The organism is Niabella soli DSM 19437 (genome assembly GCF_000243115.2).
GTDB classification, from domain to species: Bacteria; Bacteroidota; Bacteroidia; order Chitinophagales; family Chitinophagaceae; genus Niabella; species Niabella soli.
This window is the reverse complement of the sequence record NZ_CP007035.1, coordinates 4,348,329-4,372,570: the sequence shown is the minus strand read 5'-3', so window position 1 is coordinate 4,372,570 and position 24,242 is coordinate 4,348,329. Positions and strand designations below refer to the sequence as shown.

Here is a 24,242-nt window from a genome sequence, read left to right as displayed (position 1 = left end):
TTAAAAGGTTAACTGAACGCCAAAAGAAATACTTTTAAATGCCGGAACGCCTTCTCCGATACGCCCCAAATTATAATTGGAAGTATTCCACATAGAATACCCGCTGATGCTTTCAGGATCTATAGGCAGACCCCGCAAATGATCCCAGGTAAAAAAGTTTTCTAATGCGCCATATACTCTAAATGAATTAACCCATATCTTCTTTAATAAATTTTGCGGCAGGGAATAGCCGATCGTCAGATTTTTAAGTCTGAAATAAGCCATATTCAACAGGTACCTGTCCTGCACCTGCATATTATTAGCGCTATTACTACCGGCATTGTTATACGCAGCAGGATAAAACGCGTTAGGAGTAGCGGGGGTCCAATAATTGCCTGCAATGGCTTCGGGCATTGCACCATCGGATGAATTATAACCCGGTATCGCCAGAAATCCATCGCCCCATACCTGGCGGCTGCCTACTCCCTGAAAGAATACGCTAAAATCCACTCCCTTATAATCGGCTCCCAATCTAAAGCCATACTCATATCTTGGGTTAGAGTTGCCGATAACAGCCAGATCTCCATGGTCTGTTAATGACGCGCTTCCGTTGTCGATAATGCCATCGCCGTTCAAATCTTTAAATTTGACATCCCCCGGCCCAAAATAAAAGTTGGATGAGTTCTGTAAAAAAACCTGGTATACCGGCTTTTGCCCGTCGGCCCCGGCCTTTAATTTGTATGCTTTTTTACCCACATATTTAGCAGGTACATCATTTGCCGTGAGGGTTATCAACTGAAGATTTCCGTTCGCATCTAAATCAAAGTCGCTTTTCTGATACAACCGGTCCGTGCGGTAGCCCCAGATCTCTCCGATATCTTTCCCGTTATAATTACCATTAACAAGCGTGGAAGAACCGTATTGTTTTATGTTAGTTTTTGAATTGGAAATATTTCCCCGCAGGTTAATTCCCAAACCATTTTCAAACCGGTGATTGAAATCCAGGCTTAATTCCCATCCGTTTGTTGATAAAGAACCAAAATTACCCTGGGGGGCGCCGGTCCCAAAGGTTAGCGGAATACCCTCCATTGGAACAATCATGTTATTGGTATTTCTCTGATAAATATCAAAGGTTGCATTTATTTTATTTTGCAGTAACCCCAGATCTATCCCAAAATTTTTGGTTTCAACATCCTGCCAGGTTATATCTCTTACTATCGCCTGAGGGGTGCCCACATAGGGTGATTTTTGTCCATTGGCTCCTATCCAACTGGTAAGGCCGCTTGTCATTAACGGCAGGTAAAAAGTATTGGGTACCGTCTGGTCCCCGATGGTTCCCCAGGATCCCCTGAATTTAAGAAAGCTGATCACCGGCTTTGCAAATTCCATAAATTTCTCTTCGCTGATCACCCAACCTGCAGAAAATGAAGGGTACCATCTCCACCAAAGCTCCGATGGAAATTTAGAGGATCCATCATAACGCAAATTGCCTTCAAACAGATACTTGTTCTTATACGCGTAGTTGACCCGTCCAAAATAGCCCAATTGCGACTCCCATGTTTTATCGCCAAAAACAATAGGAGGCGCCCCTACTGCAAAATTGAATTGCGGATTATTAATGTCTGTTAGCTGGTTTACTTGCTGAGATTGCCATTCCGTGTTAGCAGCAACCCGGTTAAGGCCTAAAATAAATTTAAAATTATGATCCTGGTTTACATTCCAGTTGTAAGTAGTGTAAGCATTTATCGTACTGCTTGTGTAGTCCGTAACCTGGCGGAACAGGTGATCAGGATTAGCACCCAGCGCGGTATACATATCATTCGATAAGTCAAATGCCCGTATCGCACCGGGAGTCGTACCCGGTACAACGGCTCCTGTGCTGTCTACATACACCGGCTGCCCGTTGGCATCCACGCGGGCTTTGGGGGCCACCCATGAATTGGCTGCTGTATATCTTGTTCCGGGTCGTCTCCATATTTCTTCCTGGCTGGTGTAAGTATAGTCAAAATCAAATTTCCAGTTTTTGGTAAAATTGAGTGTGGATCCTAAACTGATATTCATATAGTTCTGCAAAATATTAGCAGTATTAGCGGCTGCGGCTTCACTCACAGGGCTACGTATGGGGTTACCATTTTGGTCATCCCCAAACGGATAGACCGGGGACCAGCGATACAGGTATAACCAGGGATCGGCGGTGGTGGAACTTGTTATATATGGGTATTCTTTATTTCTCCGGGAGTACATGGCCCCAGCTCTTACCGTTATAAACTTGTTTAACTCGCTTGACACTCTCAACGAGGCGTTATACCGGGTAAACTCATCTTTTTTTGCCGGCTTTATCATACCGCTCTGATCCAGTACACCCAATCCAATATTATAAGAAGTTTTCCCAAGGGTTTGGCCGATAGTAATATCATGCTGCTGCGTAGGCGCCCATTCCTTTACCATATAGTCATACGGATTGTACGTTCTTACACCCATTTTTTGGTTATTAGCTCCCTGCACATACCAGTCGCGGCCAAAAACGGTTGGATCATCGGGTCCGATGGTGCTGCCATATTTTTGTTTCCAGGCCACCGCTCTCATATAGCTGGCGCTGTCCACATAATAAAAGGCCCCTACGGGAGTGGTAATACCAATGCGCCTTGTTGCATCAATGGTATACTTCAGGGCATCTACGTCTGCCATTTGCAGGTCCTTCCATACATTTTGCCAGGAAAAGTTATTGGAATAATTGATCTGCGGCTTGGAAGTGCCGGAACCTTTTTTGGTGGTGATCAGAATAACCCCATTGGAGGCCTTAGCACCATATATCGATGCAGCAGCAGCATCTTTTAAAACGCTTATAGAGGCAATATCATTGGGGTTTACCACCTGTATGCTGGGTATCTCAACGTTATCCAATAAGATCAGCGGCTTGGTAGAACCCTGAAAAGAAGTGATCTGACCTCTTATTTTAATTAACGGATCAGAACCTACTTCCCCACTGGGGATCGTTATGCTTAAGCCCGACACAGCGCCCTGCAGCCCTCTGCCCACATCCGCAATGGGACGGCCGGTAAGTGTTTTATTCACATCAACGGTAGCTACCGCTCCGGTAAGATTACCTTTCTTTTGCGTACCATACCCCACCACCACCACTTCATCCAACTGCGATTTTTCTGAAGACCTGGACAATGTGATCTGTACCGGCTTGCCGTTGGCTATTACAAATGACTGGGTCTTAAAACCGACATAGCTCACTTCCAATGTTTGTCCCACGGAAGCCTGCACGGAAAAGGCACCGCTGTTATCGGTCAGGGCCGCTATTGTAGACCCTTTAACGGATATAGTTACCCCTGCCAGCGGCGTCTGGTCATCCGACACTACTTTACCCGATATTGTTTGCTTTTGGGCAAACAGGGCAGCAGGCAATACCCAACAGGATAGCAATAGCAGTACAAGAAAAGCTTTGATCTTTTGCATATTTCTATTTTTATGTTTTTTTCTATAAAACCGTCACCCCTGCTTTCACATAGGGGCGTAACAATTTGTCGTCCGGGTCCAGCTCGGTTACCAGATAGTCGATCTGTTGTAACCCGCATACCTGCAGCGCTTCAAAAGAATTCAGTTTCTCCGCAATCGTCAGGCAAACTGTTTTTGCTGATGAAGCAATCATCGCCTTCTTTAATTCCACCACCTCCCAATCGCTGTCCGTTATCCCCCTTTGCAGGTCAATGGCGTTGGTACCAAGGATGCATAAATCTGCATTTACTTCCCTGATCTTTGCTATGGCACTCGCCCCTACGGTGATCCGCGCTTCCTTGTTTACCCGGTCGCCCACCACGATCACGTTAATGTTCGGGTGCGACACATAGGCATTCAACACCGGTATGCTCCCCGTTATAAACGTTGCTTTCAAATGCGGCGGCAGTTGTTTAGCCATTTCGATAATAGTGGTCCCCCCGCTTGTAAGCACGTACATCTGTTCTTTGATCAGCCCAATGGCTTTCTGCGCAATTATTGCTTTCTGCGATTGAGAATAGATGGTTCCATTAGTAAACTGAACTTCATTGAACGCCAACGATAACGCCCCGCCATGCACTTTAATCAGCTTCCCTGCATTGGCCAGTTCCTGCAGATCCCTCCGCACCGTATCCTCAGAAACCTTCATGTCCTCACCGAGTTTGGTACTCAATACTTTATTATGCAGATTGAGCCGGTGGAGTATGTAAGCTTGTCGTTCTTTCTTCAGCAAGGCTGTTAATTTTGTTTTAAAGATAAATACAAAAACAGCAAAAACATGCAAAATTCAAAAAAAACATGCAAAAAAAAAGAAAATCCTGCATTTACCGGCGGGCAAACGCGGGAATGCTGAACGCTGAATGCTAAACGCCAGTCTGTAATAGAACCAGCGTTATGCATTACGCGTTACGCGTTCAGCACTGATAACTGGTAACTCAAAAAATCATTATATTTGGTAATAAAAGTTGCATAAACAACTAATTATTTCAAATATTAATCATCTCATATGCAGGAAGCCTATATTGTTGCGGGATATCGCACCGCGGTGGCAAAAGCCAAAAAAGGCGGGTTCCGCTTTTATCGCCCGGACGACCTGGCCATAACTGTTATTAAAGGCCTTATGGCCGCCGTACCCCAACTGGATGCTAAACAGGTAGACGATGTGCTCGTGGGTAATGCCGTGCCCGAAGCGGAGCAGGGCCTGCAGGTGGGGCGCATCATTGCCGCCCGTGCCCTGGGTATTGAAGTACCGGGCGCTACCGTTAATCGTTATTGTGCCTCAGGATTGGAGACGATCGCCATCGCCACCGCTAAGATCCGTACCGGCCAGGCAGACTGTATCATCGCCGGTGGCACCGAAAGCATGAGCATGGTACCGGCATCGGGCTGGAAAACCGTCCCCTCCTTCCAGATCGCCAGCGACGATCCGGATTATTACCTGAACATGGGGCTTACCGCCGAGGCCGTTTCCAAAGAATTTAATATTAGCCGCGAAGCAGCCGATGCCTTCAGCCTGAACTCGCACAAAAAAGCAATCAACGCCATCAGTAATGGTTATTTCAAAGAAGGCATTCTGCCCGTCAACGTTGAAGCGATTACTATTGATGAAAAAGGAAAACGACAGGTAAAACAATTTACCGTTGATACAGATGAAGGGCCCCGCGCCGACACTTCCCTGGAGGCCCTGCAAAAACTGAAACCGGTATTTGCCGCTGATGGTGTGGTAACGGCGGGCAACTCCTCGCAAACAAGTGACGGCGCTGCCTTTGTAATAGTGATGGGCGAAAAAATGATGAACGAACTGCAGCTAAACCCCATCGGAAGATTAGTGTCCACCGCAGTAGCCGGCGTGCATCCACGCATTATGGGCATCGGCCCGGTACACGCCATTCCTAAAGCATTGAGCCGCGCAGGTATGTCTTTAAACGACATCGACCTTATCGAATTGAACGAGGCCTTCGCCGCTCAATCCCTTGCGGTAATACAACAAGCACAATTGGATCCGGAAAAAGTAAATATTAACGGCGGGGCCATTGCATTGGGCCATCCGCTGGGGTGCACCGGTTGCAAACTGACCGTCCAGATCCTCAGCGATCTGAAACGCCTCAACAAAAAATACGGAATGGTAGCCGCCTGTGTTGGCGGCGGGCAGGGCATTGCAGGCATTATTGAGAGAATGTAAAATATAGAATAAGAAATGAAAAATAAGGAATGAGAAAGGGGCATCCCATTAGACTAGAAGTTTTCATTTCTAAAAGATAATTCACTGCTACATTTAAAATTCTTTATTCCTTATTTAATATTCCCCGGAGGGGCCGGCTTAAGACCTGTGGGTGAGATCTATAGATGTGTACTCTTTCCAATAATCATCGAAAAAGATGAATAGAGTGTTGTCTAATTGCATATTTCCACTTTTTATCCCGATCAATCGGGAATAAAAAAGTGGAGCAAAAAATCTTTTTCCGCCGGTAGGTGAATTCCGCCGCCTGTTTCGTGGCCGGGCTGCGACGGAACCGAACCAATCTGCGCTACAGGCCTGGTTATGACGCCTCCCTGCTTTTCTATTTTTGAAAAGTCGCCCGCGGCGTCAAAACCGCCATTCCGCTTGATTTGTTCTTTCACTGTCCGGCGAAACCCCTTCCAAGCCGCATCCGTTCGGAACAAACAACTGTTTTTCATCGTGGGTATTTCTTTTACGTAATTGCAACTTCGGGAATCAACGGATCCAGGGTGCCTATTTTTTACCCAACGGATGTTTTGTATTCAGACAAATTATGCAGGGAAAAAATCAGCGCAGGGAAGGCTGAACAACAATCAAACAGCGGGGGCTTCGACCAACCCCTTCAAAAAGGCCTTGCTGCCACTTTTCGTAATGTAGGTTCGTGGGCGTGGGCGGTCAAACGGCCAGAGGCGTTCGTTTGACCCTGCCCTTTTTGCGCTACTTTTTGGCCCCGATTGATCGGGGAAAAAGTAGAAAAATATAAAAAGCAATATTTTGTGTCCACACGATAGGGCCGCTATCGGGATCAGCTTCAGTACTACTGGGAGCATTTGCTGTTCTTTCCGGTATTAAGTTAGCGCCATTTTACAACTATAGCACCCCCGCCTATGAGGTTGAACCACTCCTCACAACGTAAACGTCATCCTGAACGAAGCGCAGCGGAGTGAAGGATCTCATCCAGGCAGCAACAAAGCCAAATTAGCATACGCGTTTCCAGCCATTAAAATTGCGTTTTCCTTAACACCCATTGGTTGTAAACTTGCGTCTGTGTTGTAAAGCAATTTTTAATCTCAAAATCCGTAATTATGAAATCAAAACTTTTTTTATTCGCATTGGCTATGGCCGTCTTCGGCGCCGTACAGCCTGCACAGGCACAGGGTAAGGGTTATTATAAACACAAAGATCATGATGATAGGCGGTATGAACGCCGGGGCAATTATGGCTACCGCCACGACAGGGATGACGATGATGACCAGGGCGGCCGCCGTCGGTATTACCGGGGTAATGATTATGGGTACTATCGCAGTCTGCCTCCCGGCCAGGCCAAAAAAATATATGGGTATAAATCAGCAAAATATTTTGCTCCGGGTCAACAGAAAAAAAGATACCGGTATGAGGACAACCGGTACTACAACCAGGGCTATTATCAGTCAAATACGCTGACCAATGTATTAGGATCCCTGTTAGGGTATTAATAGCTGCTACCCCTGATGAAAAGCCGTTTCAAAAACTTATTTAGAAAGCATTGCATTAAACTCCCTCTGGCATTTCTGGTCTAAAATCCAGAGCAGTGTTTTCGATAATTTTTTTGAGGCGGCTTTTCCTTATCCTGTTACAATTAGCGTTTAAACATTTTCTTTTCATTAACACCGATCAGCAATTTTACATCGTCTAACAAGTAGCAGTGCTTTAATCAGTAACCTTAAAAATATTTATTATGAAAATGAAACTTATTCTTATGTTGGCGCTGGTGTTGGTGGGCTTTGGTACGCTCCGGGCAAATGCGCAGCATTATCGGTATGAAAGAAATTATTCCCGCCATTATTATCGTCCGCATCGTCCCGCTGTGAGCATAGTATATTATTCAGGTTACAGACCGGCCTATTATCATCACAGGCATTACCGTCCGCGCTACTATGGAAATTATTATTCTTACCGTTATCGCCATATGCCTCCCGGCCAGGCTAAAAAATATTATGGCTACAGGGGAAGGGGGCATAACCGGTACAGGGATTAATAGTTGCGGGGTTCACTTTTAATAAAAAGTTTAACTTTACAATATAAAATCCAATTTTCAAAAATGAAAACTTCAATATTCAAAAAAACAAAGGCTACCTATTTGGGACTGGCAGTTTTGGTAGTAGTGGGGTTCAGTTCCTGTGCATCCAGCTATTATCCGTATAATGATGGATACTATGACGATTACGGATATTACCCCGGCTACTATGGTTATGGTTACTGGCCCGGCTATTATGGCTATTACGGCTATTATGGCGGCGGTTACAATAATTATTATTATAATAATGGCCGCTATTACCGGAGGTCTTACGGACGCTATGGTCAGAATGATTCCCGGGCAAGGGTCAGCACCTCCAGGGCGAATGCAAATGCAAATGCCTCCCGGAACTACAGCAATAACCGGGCAAATACAACTGTTAATAGCCCGCGGAACAATAGTAACAGGGTGCAACAAGCGCCTCCACAACGGATGCAGACACAACGGATGCAGACAGCGCCACAACGCTCTTACAGCGCTCCCCCTATGCGCAGCAGTGGTGGATACAGCGGTAGTTCGGGAAGAGGCGGCGGATACAGCAGTGGCAGCGGTGGCGGCCGTCGCAGGTAACCATCAGCAAAAGCTTTTCAAAGCCGTAAACCTGTAAATGGTTTTACGGCTTTTATTTTGCGCAAGGGTCTTTTCGAAAGCTTCCATCCAGTAGGCGGGCTTTTGTCACACAGATCAATTTTAGCTTTTTTTTATCATTTCCCACTGGTATCCGGCTGCACTTTTTTTAATTCTCAGCGTCAAATTAGTACAACTAAAAAACCATGAACAAGAATATTATAAAATTTGGCATGTTTCTTTTAGGAGCCTTGCTTCTGTTAGCCAACAGCAGTTTTGCTCAATACAGAAGACATGCGCCCCGGCCGAGGTACTACCATTACCGGTCGGCCCCAAGGGTATCTGTAGGTATCGGGATTGGAGGATATGGCCCCGTGCGTCCTTATTATGGTTATGGGCGTCCTGGTTTTTCTTTCGGCTTTGGGCTCCCTATCGGTGCTTTTTATGGATCGCTGCCAATTGGCTATTCCCGTTTTTACTTTGGCGGGGTTCCTTATTATTACTATGATAATACCTACTATGTCCAAAATAACCAGGGATATGAAGTAGTGGCTCCTCCGTTGGGCGGCACACTGGAGCGGTTACCAAGAGGTACCCGCCTCGTAAAGATCAACGGGCAGAACTACTATGAATTCAATGGCACGTATTTTTCGCCGGATATAGATGGTAACGGCCATAAGTATTATGTAGTGATAGGCACCAATGGCGAACTGAACCTGGATGAAGCAGACAAGGCCCGTGCAGGCGCAGAAAACAATCAGAATTACCGCGAAGACCCAAATAACAACCGGTCCGATATGCCCCTGCAGCAGACGCCGGACTATAATTATAATAGTGATGACAATAACCGCCAGGAAAATACAGCCCCGATGGAGAACAATGGCAATGACGATACAAATGCCGTTTATGATAACCGGCCACAGGTGGGCGACCAGTTTGATCAATTGCCTAAAAACAGCAAAGCGGTAAACCTGGACGGCAAACGGGTATATGTATCGCCCGCCGGAACCTATTATAAAACGGTAACAGTAGAGGGGAAGACCGTTTATGAGGTAACAGATAATAAAAGGTAAACTATTTTAACGCGCGTTTGGCGCTTGTTGTAGCAAAAGTGGTATAGCGGCCCCGGGGGCCGCTTTTTTATGATTCCATTTGGTTACTGTATAAATAACTTTGAGGTATGATTTACAGGCGAAATATACCAACCCTTTTTATTTTGCTAGGATTGATGCTGCGCTGCGCGGTTGGCAGCGGCCAGCAAACAACGCAAGCCAATTCCGTACTGTGGCGCATCACCGGGAATCATTTAAATGCGCCGTCGTACCTGTTGGGCACCTTACATATTGCCTGCGGCGAAGATTTCGAGATCAAACCCAAAGTTAAGGCGGTGATGCAACTGGTAAGAACCATCACGTTTGAAGCGGATATTAATAATACTCAGGGAAGCGATAAGCTTATTGAGCTAACGAAGCCGGTTCCGGGGATCCTGGATACCCTGAAACCCGGTAAGTTAAAATTGCTGGACAGTTTATTTAAAGAGAATAACCTGACGCGGGATGCATTAAGCTATACTTCCCCCTTCGGCCTGATGTCTATTTTGACGGTGAAAACATTTAACTGCCCCAATGCATCGGGTATGAAAATGATGGAGCCGGAACTGTATACTATAGCACAGAACTATTCCCTGCAGGTGGATCACCTGGAATCGGTCGATTTCCAGATCGGATTAATTCAATCAACGAATACCATTGATGATCTGATTGCATCCATGCAGGACATGAAAACGGCACCGGCATTCACCAAACAATTAGTGCTGGATTACCGGAACGAAAATTTGCCGAAGCTTACAGCCCTTATGAATGATCCCCGCTTTATGAGCACAGCCGACGAAATAAAGCTGCTAAAAAAACGCAACAAAAACTGGGTTGCTATTATGCCCGGGAAAATGAAAAACAGCCCTACCCTTTTTGCCGTGGGCGCCGGCCACCTAGGGGGCGCCGATGGGCTGATCAGCCTGTTGCAAAAAAAAGGATACACCCTTACTCCGGTGTATAATTAGGAGATTTTGATTGCTGGCAAATACGCCAGGTTTGCTGCACGTAAAGACGCAAAAGTTCTCACAGGAGATCCCTCAGATTTGCATAAAATAGAAAACTGCATTATTTCAGACAAAGACCAGCATTGCCTGTACCGTCATTACGATGAGCCAGGCGAAGGAGGGCGAAGAGAACTTTTTCACCGAAGGTAAATCCCATCATTAAAGAACGAGATTTCTCCGGCCACTTCTCCCGACTTTCGCCGGGGCTCGTTCCGTCGAAACGACGGCAACATTAATGATTGGTTTTCATAACTTAAAACATATGTCATTGGCAACCCTCCGCTTTAGGCGGACGCGTCGAAATGACGATAATGCGTTCTTCTATTGCTTTGCCTGCTGCATGGGGTTGGTACCAAAACTCTGTCCACGGGCCATTGCCTGCTTTTGCGAGTAGGCTTTGAATTTCGTTGGCGCTGGCAGGGTTTGCCATACATTGTTCGACTCATCAATATCCGCTGTTTCACGCAAAGGATCCAGGCGAATAGCTGCTACTTCCTTATGCTTCATAAAGAGTTTCTTTACTTTCTGCTCATTATGCCGCCAAATTTGCGCGGGAATGCGGTCTGTCTCTTTTGAACCGTCTTTAAACGTCCATTCAATGATGACCGGCATTACCATTCCGCCTTTGTTAGAAAGGCTGAGCTCATAAAAATAACTGTCGCCAAGCTTTTGTTTTGTTTCCGGTGTTAACGCATCAACGGTCTGAGGTAGTTCTATTGTTACTTTTTTAGTGGAATCGTATTTTTCCTGCCCACGGTCATAGCGCCAGTAAAAGTCGCGCGCACCCTTATCGGTATCCGTATAAAAAGTTATTTTCTTGTCTTCCCTGTTCCGGATCTTGGAAATATCCTCGAAGGCATTCACCTCCGGTGCATCCATCTTCTTCACTATTTTTCTGGGTTGGGGTAGTGGGCTGTTCAAATCGGCTTTAGCAAATTTTACTGAGTCCAGCGAAATATCAACCGGATCTATCCCGTAAAACCAGCCCCGCCAAAACCAGTCTAGATCCTCGCCACTGGCGTCTTCCATTGTCCGGAACAGGTCGGCAGGCGTAGGATGCTTAAAGGCCCAGCGACGCGCATATTCTTTAAAGGAATAATCAAATAAATCCCTGCCCATAATGGTCTCCCGCAAAATATTCAGTCCGGTTGCCGGTTTGGAATAAGCATTCGGACCAAACAGCTCAATATTTTCTGAGTTGGTCATTATGGGCTCCAGTTGGTTTTTAGGCAGTTTCATATAATCCACAATGGCCCAGGCTGGTCCGCGTTTACTCGGAAATTTGTTATCCCATAACTCTTCCGTAAGATATTGCACAAAAGTGTTCAGGCCTTCGTCCATCCAGGTCCATTGGCGTTCATCGCTGTTTACGATCATCGGGAAAAAGTTATGTCCCACTTCGTGAATGATCACGCCCAGCATCCCGTTCTTCGTGGCTTCGCTATAGGTGCCGTCTTTTTCTGTACGCCCGTAGTTGAAACAGATCATGGGATATTCCATCCCATTAGCGGCTTCTATGCTTTGCGCCACGGGATAGGGATAAGGAAAGGTAAAAGAAGAATAGGTTTTAATCGTGTGCGCCACCGCCCTGGTTGAAAATTTACGATACAAGCCATAGGCCTCTTTTCCATAAAAGCTCATGCACATGACCTTTTTGCCATTAATAAGCTGTGGCATACCGTCCCAAATAAATTTACGGGAGCTTGTCCACGCAAAATCGCGCACATTATCGGCTTTAAAATGCCATGTCTTTGTTTGAGCGCTTTTATTTTTTTCTGCGGCAGTGGCTTCCTCCAGCGTCACGATCTCAACAGGCTCCTTAGCATTGGATGCCAGTTTATAGCGTTCCATTTGTGTCTTTGATAACACCTGCGCATAGTTCTGGCATTCGCCGGTGCTGCCGATAATATGATCGGCGGGTACGGTCATTTCCACATCAAAATTGCCGAAGGTCAGCGCAAATTCTCCCCTACCGGTAAACTGGTGGTTCTGCCAGCCCTGGAAATCGCTGTACACACAAACCCGGGGGTACCATTGGGTCATTGTAAACAGGCAATTGCCATCCCCCGGAAAATATTCATACCCGCCACGGCCACCATAGGCCATGCGATCGGATATCTTATACGACCAATCTATTTTAAACTGAAAACGCTGACCCGGTTTCAGTGGAGCCGGCAGGTCTACCCGCATCATCGTCTTATTGATGGTGTACGGTATCGCTTTCCCGCTCATGTCGGTGATCGCCTTTATTTTATGCCCGTAGCCGTTATCCGGCCCGGCGTCTGCGTCCATTTTTGCCACCATTTTATCGGTAATGGCTTCCGGCAACACGGAACTGTTCTGGTAGTCAGCATTATTAATATTGCTATGCTCATTTTCATCCAGTTGGATCCATATATAGGTTAAGGGGTCTGGTGAGTTATTAAAATAATTAAGGGTTTCACTACCCGTCAGCTTCAGATTTTTTTCATCCAGCGTGGCTTTGATCACATAATCGCAGCGTTGCTGCCAGTATTTTGGGCCGGGGGCGCCGCTGGCAGTACGGTATTCATTAGGGGTAGGTAATATGGTGCCCAGTTGCTCAAACTTGTTACCATGGTTGCTTTGGGGATTATTCTGAATATTTTGCGCCTGGGATTGTACCGCACAAAAACAAACAATAGCCAAAAGAATTTTTCTCATTTTTTCAGTTTAACTCAATGAAGGGATTCGCTCAATAGCCATCTTTACCGATAAAAGGAAAACTATTGCGGAAACCGCAAAAATATAGATTTGTTGAGGAATTTTTATAGTATCGAGGATTAGTTTCGAAACCACGAGGATCAGGAAAACGACGAGCACCTGTCCCGCTTCCAGGCCCAGGTTAAAACCCAGCAGGCTCATGCCAATGGATTGGTCGCCGGCGATCATGATGCGGAGCGCATTGGCAAAACCCAGGCCGTGGATCAATCCAAAAAATAAGGCCATAAAATAATTACCATTTATTTTTTTCAACTGCTTCCCGCGCAGCATATTCCAGAGTGCAGTGATCAGGATTGTTACCGGGATCAGGAACTCTATCCAGGCAGATGGAACACGAATAATATCGAAAACACTTAATGCCAGGGTAACCGAATGACCAATAGTAAAAGCGGTCACCAGAACCAGCACTTTTTTCCAATCCCGGAACGTGTAAATTATGGCTAATGCTACTATAAACAGTTGGTGATCCAAAGCATCCCAACTGATGATGTGTTTCCACCCTTCAGCAAAATAGAAAATAAAACTATTCATATGACAGACAACGATCAAATATAATTAACCATCTTTACACTATTAAATGAAATATATTAATGGCTAAATGGATCAATAAATGGCGCTTTTTTTTATTGGTGCTTTCCCTGCTGGTGACCGGAGGTTCTTTCAGTTCCACTGCCCTGCATCCTTTTCATGTAAGCGCTTCGGAGATCGAATACAATGCCAAAGAGAACCGGCTGGAAATCAGCAGCAAGATCTTTACGGACGACTTTGAAAAAGTGCTGGAACGCCTCTATAAGACAAAAGCAGATTTTAATAACAAAACCTTAAAACCACAGATGAACGGGCTGGTAACGCAATATATTACCACACATTTAAGCGTACGCACCAACGGCCGGTTGCTGCCCCTTAAATTTTTTGGCTGGGAAGTGGACCACGAGGCCGTATATATTTACACAACGGCAGCCGCGCCCAATTTCGATGCTAAAAATATCACGGTGGAAAATACCATTCTGTATGATCTTTTTGAAGACCAACTGAACATTGTACATTTCATTGTGAACGGAAACCGGAAAAGCAGTAAGTTGAATTATCCCGAACGGAAGGTGGGGTTTAGTTTTTAGCGGAATGCTGAATGCAAAACGCGCAATGCTGAACGCATAATGCCAAATGCGGAACCCCGGTGATTTGAAACAGTCGCCTAACGATAAACGTCAGACGATAAACGATAAATTGCGTTACGGAACGAACATTGAACCTTAAACTTTTACACCCCGGACGCCGAACGCTCAACACCTGTAACCCGAAACCTGCAACTTGTAACTCGCTTACTCCTCCTCCATCTCATCCCTTAGCTCCTGGCTGATCGTTACCAGTACTTTATCGATCCGGTGGCCGTCCATATCCACGATCTCCAGGTCAAATCCGTTCCAGTCCAGCTTATCACCCGTGACCGGGATCTGTTTTAACCGGTGCAGGATGAATCCCGCCAGCGTATCAAATTCCTGTTCGCCTTCGTTCATCCATTCCGCCTTATCAAAATAAGACAGGAAGTCATAAAACGGGATCTGTGCATCCACCAGGAACGACCCGTCTTCCCGTTCGGTTATTTCATAGTCATCCTCATTTTCCTCAGGCATATCGCCGATGATCGCTTCCAGGATATCATTTAGTGTGATCATCCCCAGCACACTGCCATATTCATCCACAATAAAGCAGGAATGCAGTTGCGATTCTTTAAACTTTTCCATTACCCGGAAGGCTGTATTATTCTCAGGAACAAAAAGTGCCGGCCGCATCAGGTCTTTCAGCGGAACCGTATGTTTATTGGTGTACAGATCCTTTAAAGAAATCACCCCTTTAATATGGTCGATCTCCCCGTCGCAAATGGGGTAAATAGAATGTGGTTCACTCAGGATCTTTTCCCGGATCGTTTCCTCCGTATCATCCACATTAAACCACACAATATCACTGCGGTGGGTCATCAGTGAGGTGATGTTCCGGTCGCTCAGGTGAAATACCCGCTCAATGATCTCCTGCTCGGTCTCTTCCAGCGTTCCCTGCTCAGTTCCCTCATTGATCATGGCTTTTATTTCCTCTTCCGTTACCTGGTTGTCCTCCGTTTTAATGTTTAATAGTTTGCTGATCAAACTACTGGATTTGGTCAGCAGCCATATGAACGGATAGGTGATCATACTGATCAGCCGCATGGGGCGCGCCACAAATTTGGCGATCTTCTCGGGGCGGGACAAGCCGATGCGCTTGGGCACCAACTCACCGAAAATAAGTGTAAAATAGGTGATCAGGATCACCACCGTAGTGGTGGCCACCCCTTTACTGTATGGCGCAACAGCAGGAAATTTGTTCAAAAAATCGACAATATGCCCGGTGATCTTCTCCCCGGAATAAATACCGGTAAGGATGCCAATAAGCGTAATGCCTATTTGCACAGTGGAAAGAAAAATATCAGGATGATTGGCCAGCTTAAGCGCTTCTTCCGCTTCTTTATCGCCTTTAGCTGCCTGCGCCTCCAATCGTGCTTTCCGGGCTGACACAAGGGCTATTTCAGCCATAGAAAATAGTCCATTGAGTAAAATCAACAAGGCTATTATAAATAATTCCATTAATCTAATTGAGTTGATTGCTTATCGAAGATAACAAATCCAAATCTTTTATTAAAAAGGTTCCCCCAGAATACCCCGATAAGAACGCCCAGGAGGGAGCCCGCAAGTACATCAAAAGGATAATGTACGCCCACATAGATCTGGGCAAAGCCGATAATGCCTGCCCACACCAGCAACACCCATGCATAGCGGAAAAAAGACCGGAAGGTTACAAAAAAGAAAGTGGCAATGCCAAAATGATTGATGGCGTGGTTCGATACAAAACTGAACCCGCCGGAGCAGCGACCCAATACCATTCTTACATGACCAGTCATTACAGGGTCATTGCAGGGCCGTAACCGCTCAAAAACATCTTTAAAAGCATGCACCCCGATCAGATCAGTACTGGCTGCCGTGCAAATAAACAACAACAGCCACCAGGCGCCTTTCTGCTTAAAATTTATCAGTACAAAGGCTATCGCAAAAAGATAAAGCGGCGCCCAGATAAACGGATTCCTGAATAATGGCATTACGCCATCCATAAAAGGATTTGCCATTTTTACATTAACCAGCTCAAACAACCAGCGATCCGGTTTTACAAACCAGTCGGGGAGCGGTATATACAGGAAACAGGCCATCCTGCAAATGTAGGGATTAGGGAGGAGACTGGTTGCAGGTTGCAGGTTTCTGGGTACTGGTTTCGAGAACCGAATAACAAATAAGAACTCAAATGTAGGAATGTGGTGATGTTGAAATGTGAAACTTGGGGGAATGTCTGATAGTTTATGGTCGGGCGCTCAGCGTTTAGTGTTCCGCACTCAAAGTTCGTCCTGTACCGCAATTTATCGTTTCCCGCGTCTATCGTTTGACGTTTGTTATCGTTGCAGGTTACAGGCGTTGTGCGTTGCGCATTCAGCTTCCAGGGTTCAAGTTTAATGTTGAGGACTTTCTTCCGGAACGGTTTCCAGTTTATAGTCTCTCGTTTGACGTTTGCTATCGTTTCAAGTTGCAGGTTTCGGGTTACAAGCGTTAAGCATTACGCGTTGGACGTTAAGCGTTAAGCGTTTAGCATTCTCATACCCAAATCCGGCTATCTCCCGTAAGATACTGATTATTAAACAACAACAACTATCCATCACGCCAACGGGCGTCAATCTTATCCACAAGTCCCTAAATATAACCGCCCATCCGTAAATTTGCTCCCCGGCTGCTTATGGCCGTAAAAGGAAATCATACAGAACATGTCTCTTATAAAAAGCATATCAGGAATTCGTGGAACCATTGGCGGGAAAACAGGTGAGACGCTGTCACCAGTTGATATTGTGAAATTTACAGCGGCGTACGGTACTATTCTCCGGAAAGCTGCCGGCAGCAGAAAGAAAATAAAAGTGGTAGTAGGACGGGATGGACGCATTAGCGGCCCCCTGGTGAGCAGCCTGGTTACCGCAACCTTAAATGCATTAGGCATCGATGTTATTGATTTGGGACTAAGCACCACCCCTACGGTAGAAATTGCCGTGCCAAGGGAAAAAGCAGAAGGAGGTATTATCCTTACCGCCAGCCACAATCCCAAGGAATGGAATGCTTTAAAACTTTTAAATAGCGAGGGCGAATTTATTTCTGCAGAGCTGGGCAAGCAATTGCTGGAAATTGCCGCCGCTGAAGATTTTGACTTTGTAGCGGTTGATAAACTGGGTACTATTAAACAGGATGATTCTTACCTGCAAAAGCATATTGACGCCATATTGGCCTATGCCCTGGTAAAGAAAGATGCTATTGCTAAAAAGAATTTTAAGATAGTAGTGGACGCCATCAATTCTACCGGCGCTACTTTTGTACCTGCCTTATTAAAAGCGCTGGGGGTTACCAATATTATTGTGTTAAACAGTGACGTTTCCGGGAATTTTGCACATAATCCGGAACCCCTACCCGATCACCTTGCAGAGTTGTCCAGTACGGTGGTAAGGGAAAAAGCAGACCTCGGTATTGCTGTGGACCCCGATGTAGACCGTCTTTGTTTTGTAAACGAAGATGGCAGTATGTTTGGTGAAGAATATACGCTGGTAGCCGTTGCAGATTATATTCTTTCGCAACGCAAAGGAAATACCGTTAGCAATATGAGCAGCACCAAGGCTTTAAAAGAAATTACATTAAAGCATGGCGGCACTTATTACCCTTCCGCCGTGGGCGAGGTGAACGTGGTGACGAAAATGAAGGCAGTAGATGCGGTTATTGGCGGCGAGGGCAACGGTGGTATCATTGTACCCGATTTTCATTACGGCCGTGATGCGCTGATCGGCATTGCATTATTCCTGAGCCATCTGGCCACACAAAAAGGAAGTATCAAATCATTGCGACGCTTATATCCTGATTATTTTATTAGTAAGAATAAAATTGAATTAGATAAAGGAACGGATCTTCCCACCATCCTCACCAAGATCAAACAGAAATACAGCAAACTGCCGGTAAATGATGAAGACGGGCTGAAAATTGAATTTGACGACGACTGGGTGCATCTGCGCATGTCCAATACCGAACCCATCATCCGCATTTATTCGGAGAGCGACTACGAGGTAAAAGCCAAAAACATTGCCCATAAGCTGATGCAGGATATTAAGGAGAATATGTAGAACGGATGCTTGTTTCTGGATGCTTGATACAAGACACTCGATGCTCCGATATCGAGTATCCAGAATCCAGAGTCGAAAAACTTGTAACCAGCAACCTGTAACCCCGAGCATAGTCTACAAAAATCATATGCCAAGGCTTTCGTAACTTTGCGGCTCATTTTTTACGGGGAGAGACAACCCGGGTAAAAGGAGGACGTTAGATGACAATAATTTATTTAGACAATGCCGCTACCACCAGCCTGGATAAAGAAGTGCTGGATGCAATGCTCCCTTATATGACCACAAGCTTTGGAAACCCCTCTTCCGTGTATTCGTACGGACGGGAGACCCGGCTTGCAGTGGAAACCGCCCGCAAAACCGTGGCAAAACATTTAAATGTAAAACCCGGCGAAATATTCTTTACCAGCGGCGGCACGGAAAGCAATAATACCGCTATCAGTGCTTCCCTTCGCGACCTGGGTTGCACGCACATCATCACCTCGCCCATCGAGCACCATGCCGTGCTACATACGGTGGAACATTACTGCGATGGAAACGCCATTACCCATAGTCTGGTGAAGTTATTGCCCAACGGACATGTAGATCTAAAAGATCTGGAAGCGCAACTGGCCACCATTGGTAAAAAGTGCCTGGTTAGCCTGATGCACGCCAATAACGAAATAGGAAATTTGCTCTCTATTAATGCGGTGAGTGCATTGTGCAGAAAATATGACGCTGTTTTTCATTCCGATTGCGTACAGACCGTAGGGCATTACCCGATTGACCTGCAACGGATCGACATTGATTTTATTTCGGCCTCCGGGCACAAATTTCACGGTCCTAAGGGCGCCGGCATTTTGTATGTCAACAGCAAGCTGCAAATAAAACCCTTTATTTATGGGGGCGGCCAGGAACGTAATATGCGTGCGGGCACCGAAAATGTTTATGGCATCGTTGGCTTTGCAAAAGCACTGGACGCCGCCATGACCCATTATGAAAAGGAATCGGCTTATATCAAAGAGCTGAAAGCCTATATGATCGGACAATTGCAGGAAGCCATCCCCTTGGTGACATTCAATGGCGATTATAACGGCAGTTGCCTGTACACCGTGCTGAGTGCTTCTTTTCCAAAAACAGACCGATCGGAGATGTTGTTATTTAACCTGGATATTAATGGCATTTGTGTTTCCGGCGGAAGCGCCTGCAGCAGCGGGGCCAGCCAGGGGTCACACGTAATTGCAGCCCTGAATAACAGTGCTGATACCGTACCCGTACGCTTTTCTTTCAGTAAGTATAATACAAAGGAAGAGGTTGATTATACGATTGAAAAGCTGAAGGAGTTGATGTAAACGATCAGTTGGCAGGTTGAAATGTTGATAGGTTTACAGGAGCCCCGTACACTCTTTCCGCACACCACACCAACGATGGTTGAAGGGCCCTGTCAACCCATAAACTTGTTAACATATCAACCGACCAGCACTTCTTTCCGCCGCTCGCCTATCTGCTGCCGCCACATCGCATAATACAGCCCTTTACGCTCCAGCAACTCATCATGATTACCCGTTTCAACAATATCGCCGCGCTCCAAAACATAGATACGATCGGCGTGCATGATAGTGCTCAGCCGGTGGGCAATTAAAACGGTGATCTGGTTGCCTTTGGAAGACACATCCCGTATGGTTTTGGTTATTTCCTCCTCCGTAATAGAATCGAGGGCCGAAGTAGCCTCATCAAATATCAGCAGGTGCGGGTTACGCAATAGGGCGCGGGCAATAGCAATACGCTGACGCTCGCCACCGCTTAATTTCAATCCGCCTTCTCCAATAACTGTATTCATTCCATTTTCGGCGCGCTGCAGTAACTTCAGGCAACTGGCTTTTTCCAATGCAGCCTGCAACTGTTCTTCCGTTGCCCGGGGATTTACAAACAGTAGGTTATCTTTAATAGGGCCTGCGAACAACTGTGTGTCCTGCGTTACAAAACCCAACTGCCGGCGTAACTCGTCAAAGTCAATATCATTTCCATCGATGCCGTTATAATTAATGGTCCCTTTTGCCGGCCGGTACAGGCCCACCAGTAACTTAACCAGGGTGCTTTTCCCCGAACCGCTCGGCCCTACAAAAGCAATCGTTTCACCCTTGCTCACATCAAAGGAAATATTATTCAGCGCATTAAAGTGGGCCGTCTGGTGCCGGAAAGCCACCGTTTTAAATTGCAACCGTTCCAACAGGCCAATATGCTTCGGCATAAGCGGTTTCAGCTCCGCCTTGCGTAACATCAGGTTATGAAAATTATTTAGCGAGGCCTCTGCTTCACGATAAGAAATGATAATATTGCCCATTTCCTGCATCGGCCCGAAAATAAAGAACCCGTAAAATGAAAGCGATAAATATTGCCCCGGTGTAATGGCATCGCCAAAGATCAGCCATAGCAGGGTGAAAGCAATAACCTGTTGCAAAAAGTTAACCATGGTACCCTGGATAAAACTCAGCGCCCGGATACTCTTTACTTTTTTGAGCTCAAGCCCCAGGATCTTAAAAGTGTTGTTATTTAACCGTTTCACTTCCTGCTCGGTCAATCCCAGGCTTTTCACAATTTCAATATTCCGGAGGCTTTCCGTTGTAGTGCCCGCCAGCGCTGTTGTTTCTGAAACGATGCGCCGCTGGATCACTTTGATGCGCTTGCTCAATAAACTGGTAACAACAGCAATGGCAAAAATGCCCACCGTATACACCGGCATAATGGCCCAATGTAACTGAAAGGCGTAGATGGACACGAAAACGATACTGACAATAATCGCAAAAAACACATTAATAAAATTGGTAATAAATTTCTCCGTATCCGTACGCACTTTTGTTAATATGGAAAGTGTCTCGCCACTGCGCTGATCTTCAAAATCCTGATAGGGCAGCCGCATGGAATGTTTTAGTCCATCTGTAAAAATGGTAGCGCCAAATTTCTGGATCACCACATTTACAAAATAGTCCTGGAAGGCTTTGGCAATGCGGCTCACCATGGCCGTACCAATTAACAGCAATAAAAAGAAAATCAGACCTCGATAGCCGTTACCGCCGAATAAATATTCATGGCCGCTGCGCGGGATGGTTTTTGCCTTATCAAAATGATGCGGATGGTTGGCGAAAAGGTCCAGCAACCGCCCGCTGATCATGGGTGCAAAAAGCGAGAATACCTGGTTGATGGCCGCCAGTAACAAAGCCAGCGCCACCAGCCATTTATAGGGTTTTAAATATTGAAGAAGAATGCGCATATACTTTCTTGTTAAAAATCCCGAGATGCAAAGTTGCATCAAGGATTTTTAATAACAAATAATTTAGGTTAAGGTTTATGTAGCCGGAAAGGGAGCATTGTAAAAGTGATTCGGCCTGATGTATAAATTCTGACGCTCTTTATCCAAAACAAAGTTAAATTTTTTTAAAAGCCCTCCTCCCAGAACGCTCATTTGCTGTCTTCCGATGGCACCTGTAAAAAAACCAACCGGAACATTTTTAACAGATACCTTTCCCATATTCAAATGTGGCAAAATCCCATTTACGGTTGTTAAAACATTTCCGTATGCGTCTTTCAATTGTTTTCGCCCGGTGATCCTAATCTTTTTATCAAGACGGTAATTTTGAACTGTTGCATCGTCAAACAAAAGGATGCCCCCGTACCCCGAATGGATCAGAAACTCGTTTTCAAACGCTTCATCTCCCGCCTTGCAGATCAGCTTAATAAACAAATTATCATTTGCCACTCTCAGTCTCAATTTTTGGTAACCGGTTATCTTCCGGGGCAACTCATTTTTTACCGTCAATTGGTTTTTATCAAAATCAAATACGAGTATTTTTTTGTCAAAAAAATTAAGGCCGATCTTTCCATCGGTCTGCTGACCGGAAAGTTCATCTTCCCAAATCGTAACCTTGTCCCAATGCTGGCCTGCCAACTGAAGTCTGTTGCCGGTACTATAGCCAGAGGAATTAGTGCTTCCGCCCCAGCTTTTTATGCTATCTACAGTGCCCGTTATGTTTATCGTTTTTGTTTTTGCAAGCCCCTCTTTCGTTAATGTAATATCGCTTGACGCCGTATGAAGCATCAGGTTAACGGTATCCGTATTGTTTATAACAGCGCTGATCACAATATTGTTATGACCGGTAAGATGAAAAGGAATATTGTACGCAACGGCTGATTCCCCTTTGTGAACCTGTGCCGCTGCACCGCTGCAAAAAAGCATTACAACACATATGGCAATAAAATAATTCTTATTCATATCCTTTACATTCCTTGTTCTAAATTTATTATTCTTTATTTTTCATCCACTCCAGCCTTCCCGGTCCAGGCTGCGGTATTGGATCGCTTCTGCAAGATACTCCGGTTTAATCACTTCCGACTCTTCGAGGTCGGCTATAGTTCTGGATACTTTAAGGATACGATCATAAGCCCTGGCCGAAAGGTTCAGTTTTTCCATGGCCCTTTTTAATAAAGCATGACCAATGGTATCAATAACAGCTATTTCTTTTAATTGCTTACTGCTCATCTGAGCATTGCAGTAAATACCCGGCGTTTCCTTGTATCGTTCCGCCTGGAGCTCCCGGGCGCGGATCACTCTTTCCCGGATCTCCGAAGAGCCTTTCTCTTCCTTCTTGACCGACAATTCGCTAAACGGAACAGGCGTTACTTCTACATGCAGATCGATGCGGTCCAGCAATGGCCCCGAAATCTTATTCAGGTATTTTTGCACGGCACCCGGAGGGCAGGTGCATTCCCGTTCGGGGTGATTATGAAACCCGCAGGGGCAGGGATTCATGGAGGCGATCAGCATAAAGCTGGCGGGAAAATCGATGGCCATTTTTGCACGGGAAATGGTAACGCGGCGTTCTTCCATGGGTTGCCGCATTACTTCCAGTACGCTTCGTTTAAACTCCGGCAGTTCATCCAGGAACAGCACGCCGTTATGTGCCAAAGAGATCTCACCGGGTTGCGGGTTTCCTCCACCCCCCACTAAAGCCACGTCGGAAACCGTGTGGTGGGGTGAGCGAAAAGGCCGCCGGGAAATAAGCGTGGCGTTCTCCGGCAGTTTACCGGCTACCGAATGGATCTTTGTTGTTTCCAGGGCCTCCTGCAAGGTAAGTGGCGGAAGGATGGTAGGCAATCGCTTCGCCAGCATGGTTTTGCCCGCCCCGGGAGGGCCAATCAGAATGGCATTATGTCCGCCTGCCGCGGCAATTTCCATGGCTCTCTTTATGTTTTCCTGGCCTTTTACATCTGCAAAATCGATTTCAAAATCGTACTGAGAATGAAAAAACTCATCCCTTGTATCTACTACCTCCGGCGTTAAACCCTTTTCTCCGTCCTCAAAAAAACGGACCAATTCATTGATATCTGTCACCCCAAATACTTCCAGGTTATTTACGATACCCGCCTCCCGCGCGTTAACCTTTGGTACAATGAGCCCTTTAAACCCTTGTTTGCGTGCCTGGATGGCAATGGGCAATGCCCCTTTTATCGGCCGCACGGCACCATCAAGGCTCAGTTCCCCCATGATCACGTAATTAGCAAGGGCTGCTGCATTTTCTATTTGTTCTGATGCGGCTAATATTCCAATGGCGATGGGAAGATCAAAAGCAGTACCGCTTTTCTTAATGTCTGCGGGAGCCATGTTGACTACTATTTTGGTGCGTGGCATTTCAAAGCCGTTCGTTTTAAAAGTACTTTCTATGCGCTGCAGGCTCTCCTTTACGGCATTATCGGGCAGGCCGACAATCATAGGATCTTTTCCGGAGCCCATCCAGTTTACTTCCACAATAATCGGTATTGCTTCAACGCCATAAACCGCACTACCATTAACTTTCACCAACATGTTATGAAGATA

At 45.9% G+C, this 24,242-nt stretch carries 19 protein-coding genes; 9 read left to right on the top strand and 10 right to left on the bottom strand.

What is annotated here, in order from left to right:
* Both NIASO_RS18365 and NIASO_RS18360 read right to left on the bottom strand, forming a co-directional pair.
* Window positions 1-3,444 (bottom strand): SusC/RagA family TonB-linked outer membrane protein, encoded by a 3,444-nt coding sequence (locus tag NIASO_RS18365; RefSeq protein ID WP_008588485.1) that lies wholly within the window; start codon window positions 3,442-3,444, stop codon window positions 1-3.
* 22 nt (window positions 3,445-3,466) lie between these two features.
* Complete coding sequence (locus tag NIASO_RS18360; RefSeq protein ID WP_245605201.1) at window positions 3,467-4,156, bottom strand: DeoR/GlpR family DNA-binding transcription regulator; 690 nt, start codon at window positions 4,154-4,156, stop codon at window positions 3,467-3,469.
* A gap of 333 nt (window positions 4,157-4,489) precedes the next feature.
* Here NIASO_RS18360 and NIASO_RS18355 point away from each other — a divergent pair, with 333 nt between their 5' ends.
* Complete coding sequence (locus NIASO_RS18355; RefSeq protein WP_008588480.1) at window positions 4,490-5,665, top strand: acetyl-CoA C-acyltransferase; 1,176 nt, start codon at window positions 4,490-4,492, stop codon at window positions 5,663-5,665.
* A gap of 242 nt (window positions 5,666-5,907) precedes the next feature.
* Here NIASO_RS18355 and NIASO_RS18350 read toward each other — a convergent pair whose 3' ends face one another.
* Window positions 5,908-6,162 (bottom strand): hypothetical protein, encoded by a 255-nt coding sequence (locus tag NIASO_RS18350; RefSeq protein ID WP_008588477.1) that lies wholly within the window; start codon window positions 6,160-6,162, stop codon window positions 5,908-5,910.
* 627 nt (window positions 6,163-6,789) lie between these two features.
* Between NIASO_RS18350 and NIASO_RS20460 the strand changes: the two genes are divergently transcribed.
* The 5 genes from NIASO_RS20460 to NIASO_RS18320 all read left to right on the top strand — a co-directional run bounded on the left by NIASO_RS20460 (window position 6,790) and on the right by NIASO_RS18320 (window position 10,386).
* Window positions 6,790-7,179 (top strand): hypothetical protein, encoded by a 390-nt coding sequence (locus NIASO_RS20460; protein ID WP_008588476.1) that lies wholly within the window; start codon window positions 6,790-6,792, stop codon window positions 7,177-7,179.
* Window positions 7,180-7,427: 248 nt separating this feature from the next.
* Window positions 7,428-7,721, top strand: coding sequence for a hypothetical protein (locus tag NIASO_RS18335; RefSeq protein WP_211139871.1), 294 nt, complete (start codon window positions 7,428-7,430; stop codon window positions 7,719-7,721).
* A gap of 63 nt (window positions 7,722-7,784) precedes the next feature.
* Window positions 7,785-8,330: a hypothetical protein gene (locus tag NIASO_RS18330; RefSeq protein WP_008588472.1), complete on the top strand. Its 546-nt coding sequence runs from the start codon at window positions 7,785-7,787 to the stop codon at window positions 8,328-8,330.
* Window positions 8,331-8,533: 203 nt separating this feature from the next.
* Window positions 8,534-9,400: a DUF6515 family protein gene (locus NIASO_RS19825; protein ID WP_008588470.1), complete on the top strand. Its 867-nt coding sequence runs from the start codon at window positions 8,534-8,536 to the stop codon at window positions 9,398-9,400.
* 107 nt (window positions 9,401-9,507) lie between these two features.
* Window positions 9,508-10,386, top strand: coding sequence for a TraB/GumN family protein (locus tag NIASO_RS18320; protein WP_008588468.1), 879 nt, complete (start codon window positions 9,508-9,510; stop codon window positions 10,384-10,386).
* A 360-nt stretch (window positions 10,387-10,746) separates the two neighbouring features.
* On the opposite strand, the gene NIASO_RS18315 is transcribed toward NIASO_RS18320, so the two are convergent.
* Window positions 10,747-13,107, bottom strand: coding sequence for a M1 family metallopeptidase (locus NIASO_RS18315; RefSeq protein ID WP_008588466.1), 2,361 nt, complete (start codon window positions 13,105-13,107; stop codon window positions 10,747-10,749).
* A 9-nt stretch (window positions 13,108-13,116) separates the two neighbouring features.
* Window positions 13,117-13,698, bottom strand: coding sequence for a HupE/UreJ family protein (locus NIASO_RS18310; protein WP_025299134.1), 582 nt, complete (start codon window positions 13,696-13,698; stop codon window positions 13,117-13,119).
* A 59-nt stretch (window positions 13,699-13,757) separates the two neighbouring features.
* Between NIASO_RS18310 and NIASO_RS18305 the strand changes: the two genes are divergently transcribed.
* Complete coding sequence (locus tag NIASO_RS18305; RefSeq protein ID WP_008588462.1) at window positions 13,758-14,285, top strand: DUF6702 family protein; 528 nt, start codon at window positions 13,758-13,760, stop codon at window positions 14,283-14,285.
* 204 nt (window positions 14,286-14,489) lie between these two features.
* On the opposite strand, the gene NIASO_RS18300 is transcribed toward NIASO_RS18305, so the two are convergent.
* On the bottom strand, window positions 14,490-15,785 hold the full coding sequence (locus NIASO_RS18300; RefSeq protein ID WP_008588460.1) for a hemolysin family protein: 1,296 nt from the start codon (window positions 15,783-15,785) through the stop codon (window positions 14,490-14,492).
* Window positions 15,785-16,402 carry a phosphatase PAP2 family protein gene (locus NIASO_RS18295; RefSeq protein ID WP_008588458.1) on the bottom strand — a complete coding sequence of 206 codons (618 nt, stop codon included), beginning with the start codon at window positions 16,400-16,402 and terminating at the stop codon, window positions 15,785-15,787. The genes NIASO_RS18300 and NIASO_RS18295 overlap by 1 nt, the downstream gene beginning before the upstream one ends.
* A 603-nt stretch (window positions 16,403-17,005) precedes the next feature.
* Here NIASO_RS18295 and glmM point away from each other — a divergent pair.
* Both glmM and NIASO_RS18285 read left to right on the top strand, forming a co-directional pair.
* Window positions 17,006-18,394: a phosphoglucosamine mutase gene (gene glmM, locus NIASO_RS18290; protein ID WP_008588456.1), complete on the top strand. Its 1,389-nt coding sequence runs from the start codon at window positions 17,006-17,008 to the stop codon at window positions 18,392-18,394.
* Window positions 18,395-18,594: 200 nt separating this feature from the next.
* Window positions 18,595-19,722 carry a cysteine desulfurase family protein gene (locus tag NIASO_RS18285; RefSeq protein ID WP_008588454.1) on the top strand — a complete coding sequence of 376 codons (1,128 nt, stop codon included), beginning with the start codon at window positions 18,595-18,597 and terminating at the stop codon, window positions 19,720-19,722.
* Between the two features lie 116 nt (window positions 19,723-19,838).
* On the opposite strand, the gene NIASO_RS18280 is transcribed toward NIASO_RS18285, so the two are convergent.
* The 3 genes from NIASO_RS18280 to NIASO_RS18270 form a co-directional block, all read right to left on the bottom strand.
* On the bottom strand, window positions 19,839-21,641 hold the full coding sequence (locus tag NIASO_RS18280) for an ABC transporter ATP-binding protein (protein ID WP_025299133.1): 1,803 nt from the start codon (window positions 21,639-21,641) through the stop codon (window positions 19,839-19,841).
* 75 nt (window positions 21,642-21,716) lie between these two features.
* On the bottom strand, window positions 21,717-22,640 hold the full coding sequence (locus tag NIASO_RS18275) for a hypothetical protein (RefSeq protein WP_008588451.1): 924 nt from the start codon (window positions 22,638-22,640) through the stop codon (window positions 21,717-21,719).
* A gap of 42 nt (window positions 22,641-22,682) precedes the next feature.
* The gene (locus tag NIASO_RS18270) at window positions 22,683-24,230 is read right to left on the bottom strand and encodes a YifB family Mg chelatase-like AAA ATPase (RefSeq protein WP_008588449.1); all 1,548 of its coding nucleotides are present in this window, start codon (window positions 24,228-24,230) and stop codon (window positions 22,683-22,685) included.
* Between the last annotated feature and the right edge of the window lie 12 nt (window positions 24,231-24,242).

Coding starts and splice junctions, on each gene's coding strand:
- NIASO_RS18365 (WP_008588485.1), bottom strand. CDS start 3,444: ATGCAAAAGATCAAAGCTTTTCTTGTACTGCTATTGCTATCCTGTTGG.
- NIASO_RS18355 (WP_008588480.1), top strand. CDS start 4,490: ATGCAGGAAGCCTATATTGTTGCGGGATATCGCACCGCGGTGGCAAAA.
- NIASO_RS18350 (WP_008588477.1), bottom strand. CDS start 6,162: ATGAAAAACAGTTGTTTGTTCCGAACGGATGCGGCTTGGAAGGGGTTT.
- NIASO_RS20460 (WP_008588476.1), top strand. CDS start 6,790: ATGAAATCAAAACTTTTTTTATTCGCATTGGCTATGGCCGTCTTCGGC.
- NIASO_RS18335 (WP_211139871.1), top strand. CDS start 7,428: ATGAAACTTATTCTTATGTTGGCGCTGGTGTTGGTGGGCTTTGGTACG.
- NIASO_RS18330 (WP_008588472.1), top strand. CDS start 7,785: ATGAAAACTTCAATATTCAAAAAAACAAAGGCTACCTATTTGGGACTG.
- NIASO_RS19825 (WP_008588470.1), top strand. CDS start 8,534: ATGAACAAGAATATTATAAAATTTGGCATGTTTCTTTTAGGAGCCTTG.
- NIASO_RS18320 (WP_008588468.1), top strand. CDS start 9,508: ATGATTTACAGGCGAAATATACCAACCCTTTTTATTTTGCTAGGATTG.
- NIASO_RS18315 (WP_008588466.1), bottom strand. CDS start 13,107: ATGAGAAAAATTCTTTTGGCTATTGTTTGTTTTTGTGCGGTACAATCC.
- NIASO_RS18310 (WP_025299134.1), bottom strand. CDS start 13,698: ATGAATAGTTTTATTTTCTATTTTGCTGAAGGGTGGAAACACATCATC.
- NIASO_RS18305 (WP_008588462.1), top strand. CDS start 13,758: ATGGCTAAATGGATCAATAAATGGCGCTTTTTTTTATTGGTGCTTTCC.
- NIASO_RS18300 (WP_008588460.1), bottom strand. CDS start 15,785: ATGGAATTATTTATAATAGCCTTGTTGATTTTACTCAATGGACTATTT.
- NIASO_RS18295 (WP_008588458.1), bottom strand. CDS start 16,402: ATGGCCTGTTTCCTGTATATACCGCTCCCCGACTGGTTTGTAAAACCG.
- glmM (WP_008588456.1), top strand. CDS start 17,006: ATGTCTCTTATAAAAAGCATATCAGGAATTCGTGGAACCATTGGCGGG.
- NIASO_RS18285 (WP_008588454.1), top strand. CDS start 18,595: ATGACAATAATTTATTTAGACAATGCCGCTACCACCAGCCTGGATAAA.
- NIASO_RS18280 (WP_025299133.1), bottom strand. CDS start 21,641: ATGCGCATTCTTCTTCAATATTTAAAACCCTATAAATGGCTGGTGGCG.
- NIASO_RS18275 (WP_008588451.1), bottom strand. CDS start 22,640: ATGAATAAGAATTATTTTATTGCCATATGTGTTGTAATGCTTTTTTGC.
- NIASO_RS18270 (WP_008588449.1), bottom strand. CDS start 24,230: ATGTTGGTGAAAGTTAATGGTAGTGCGGTTTATGGCGTTGAAGCAATA.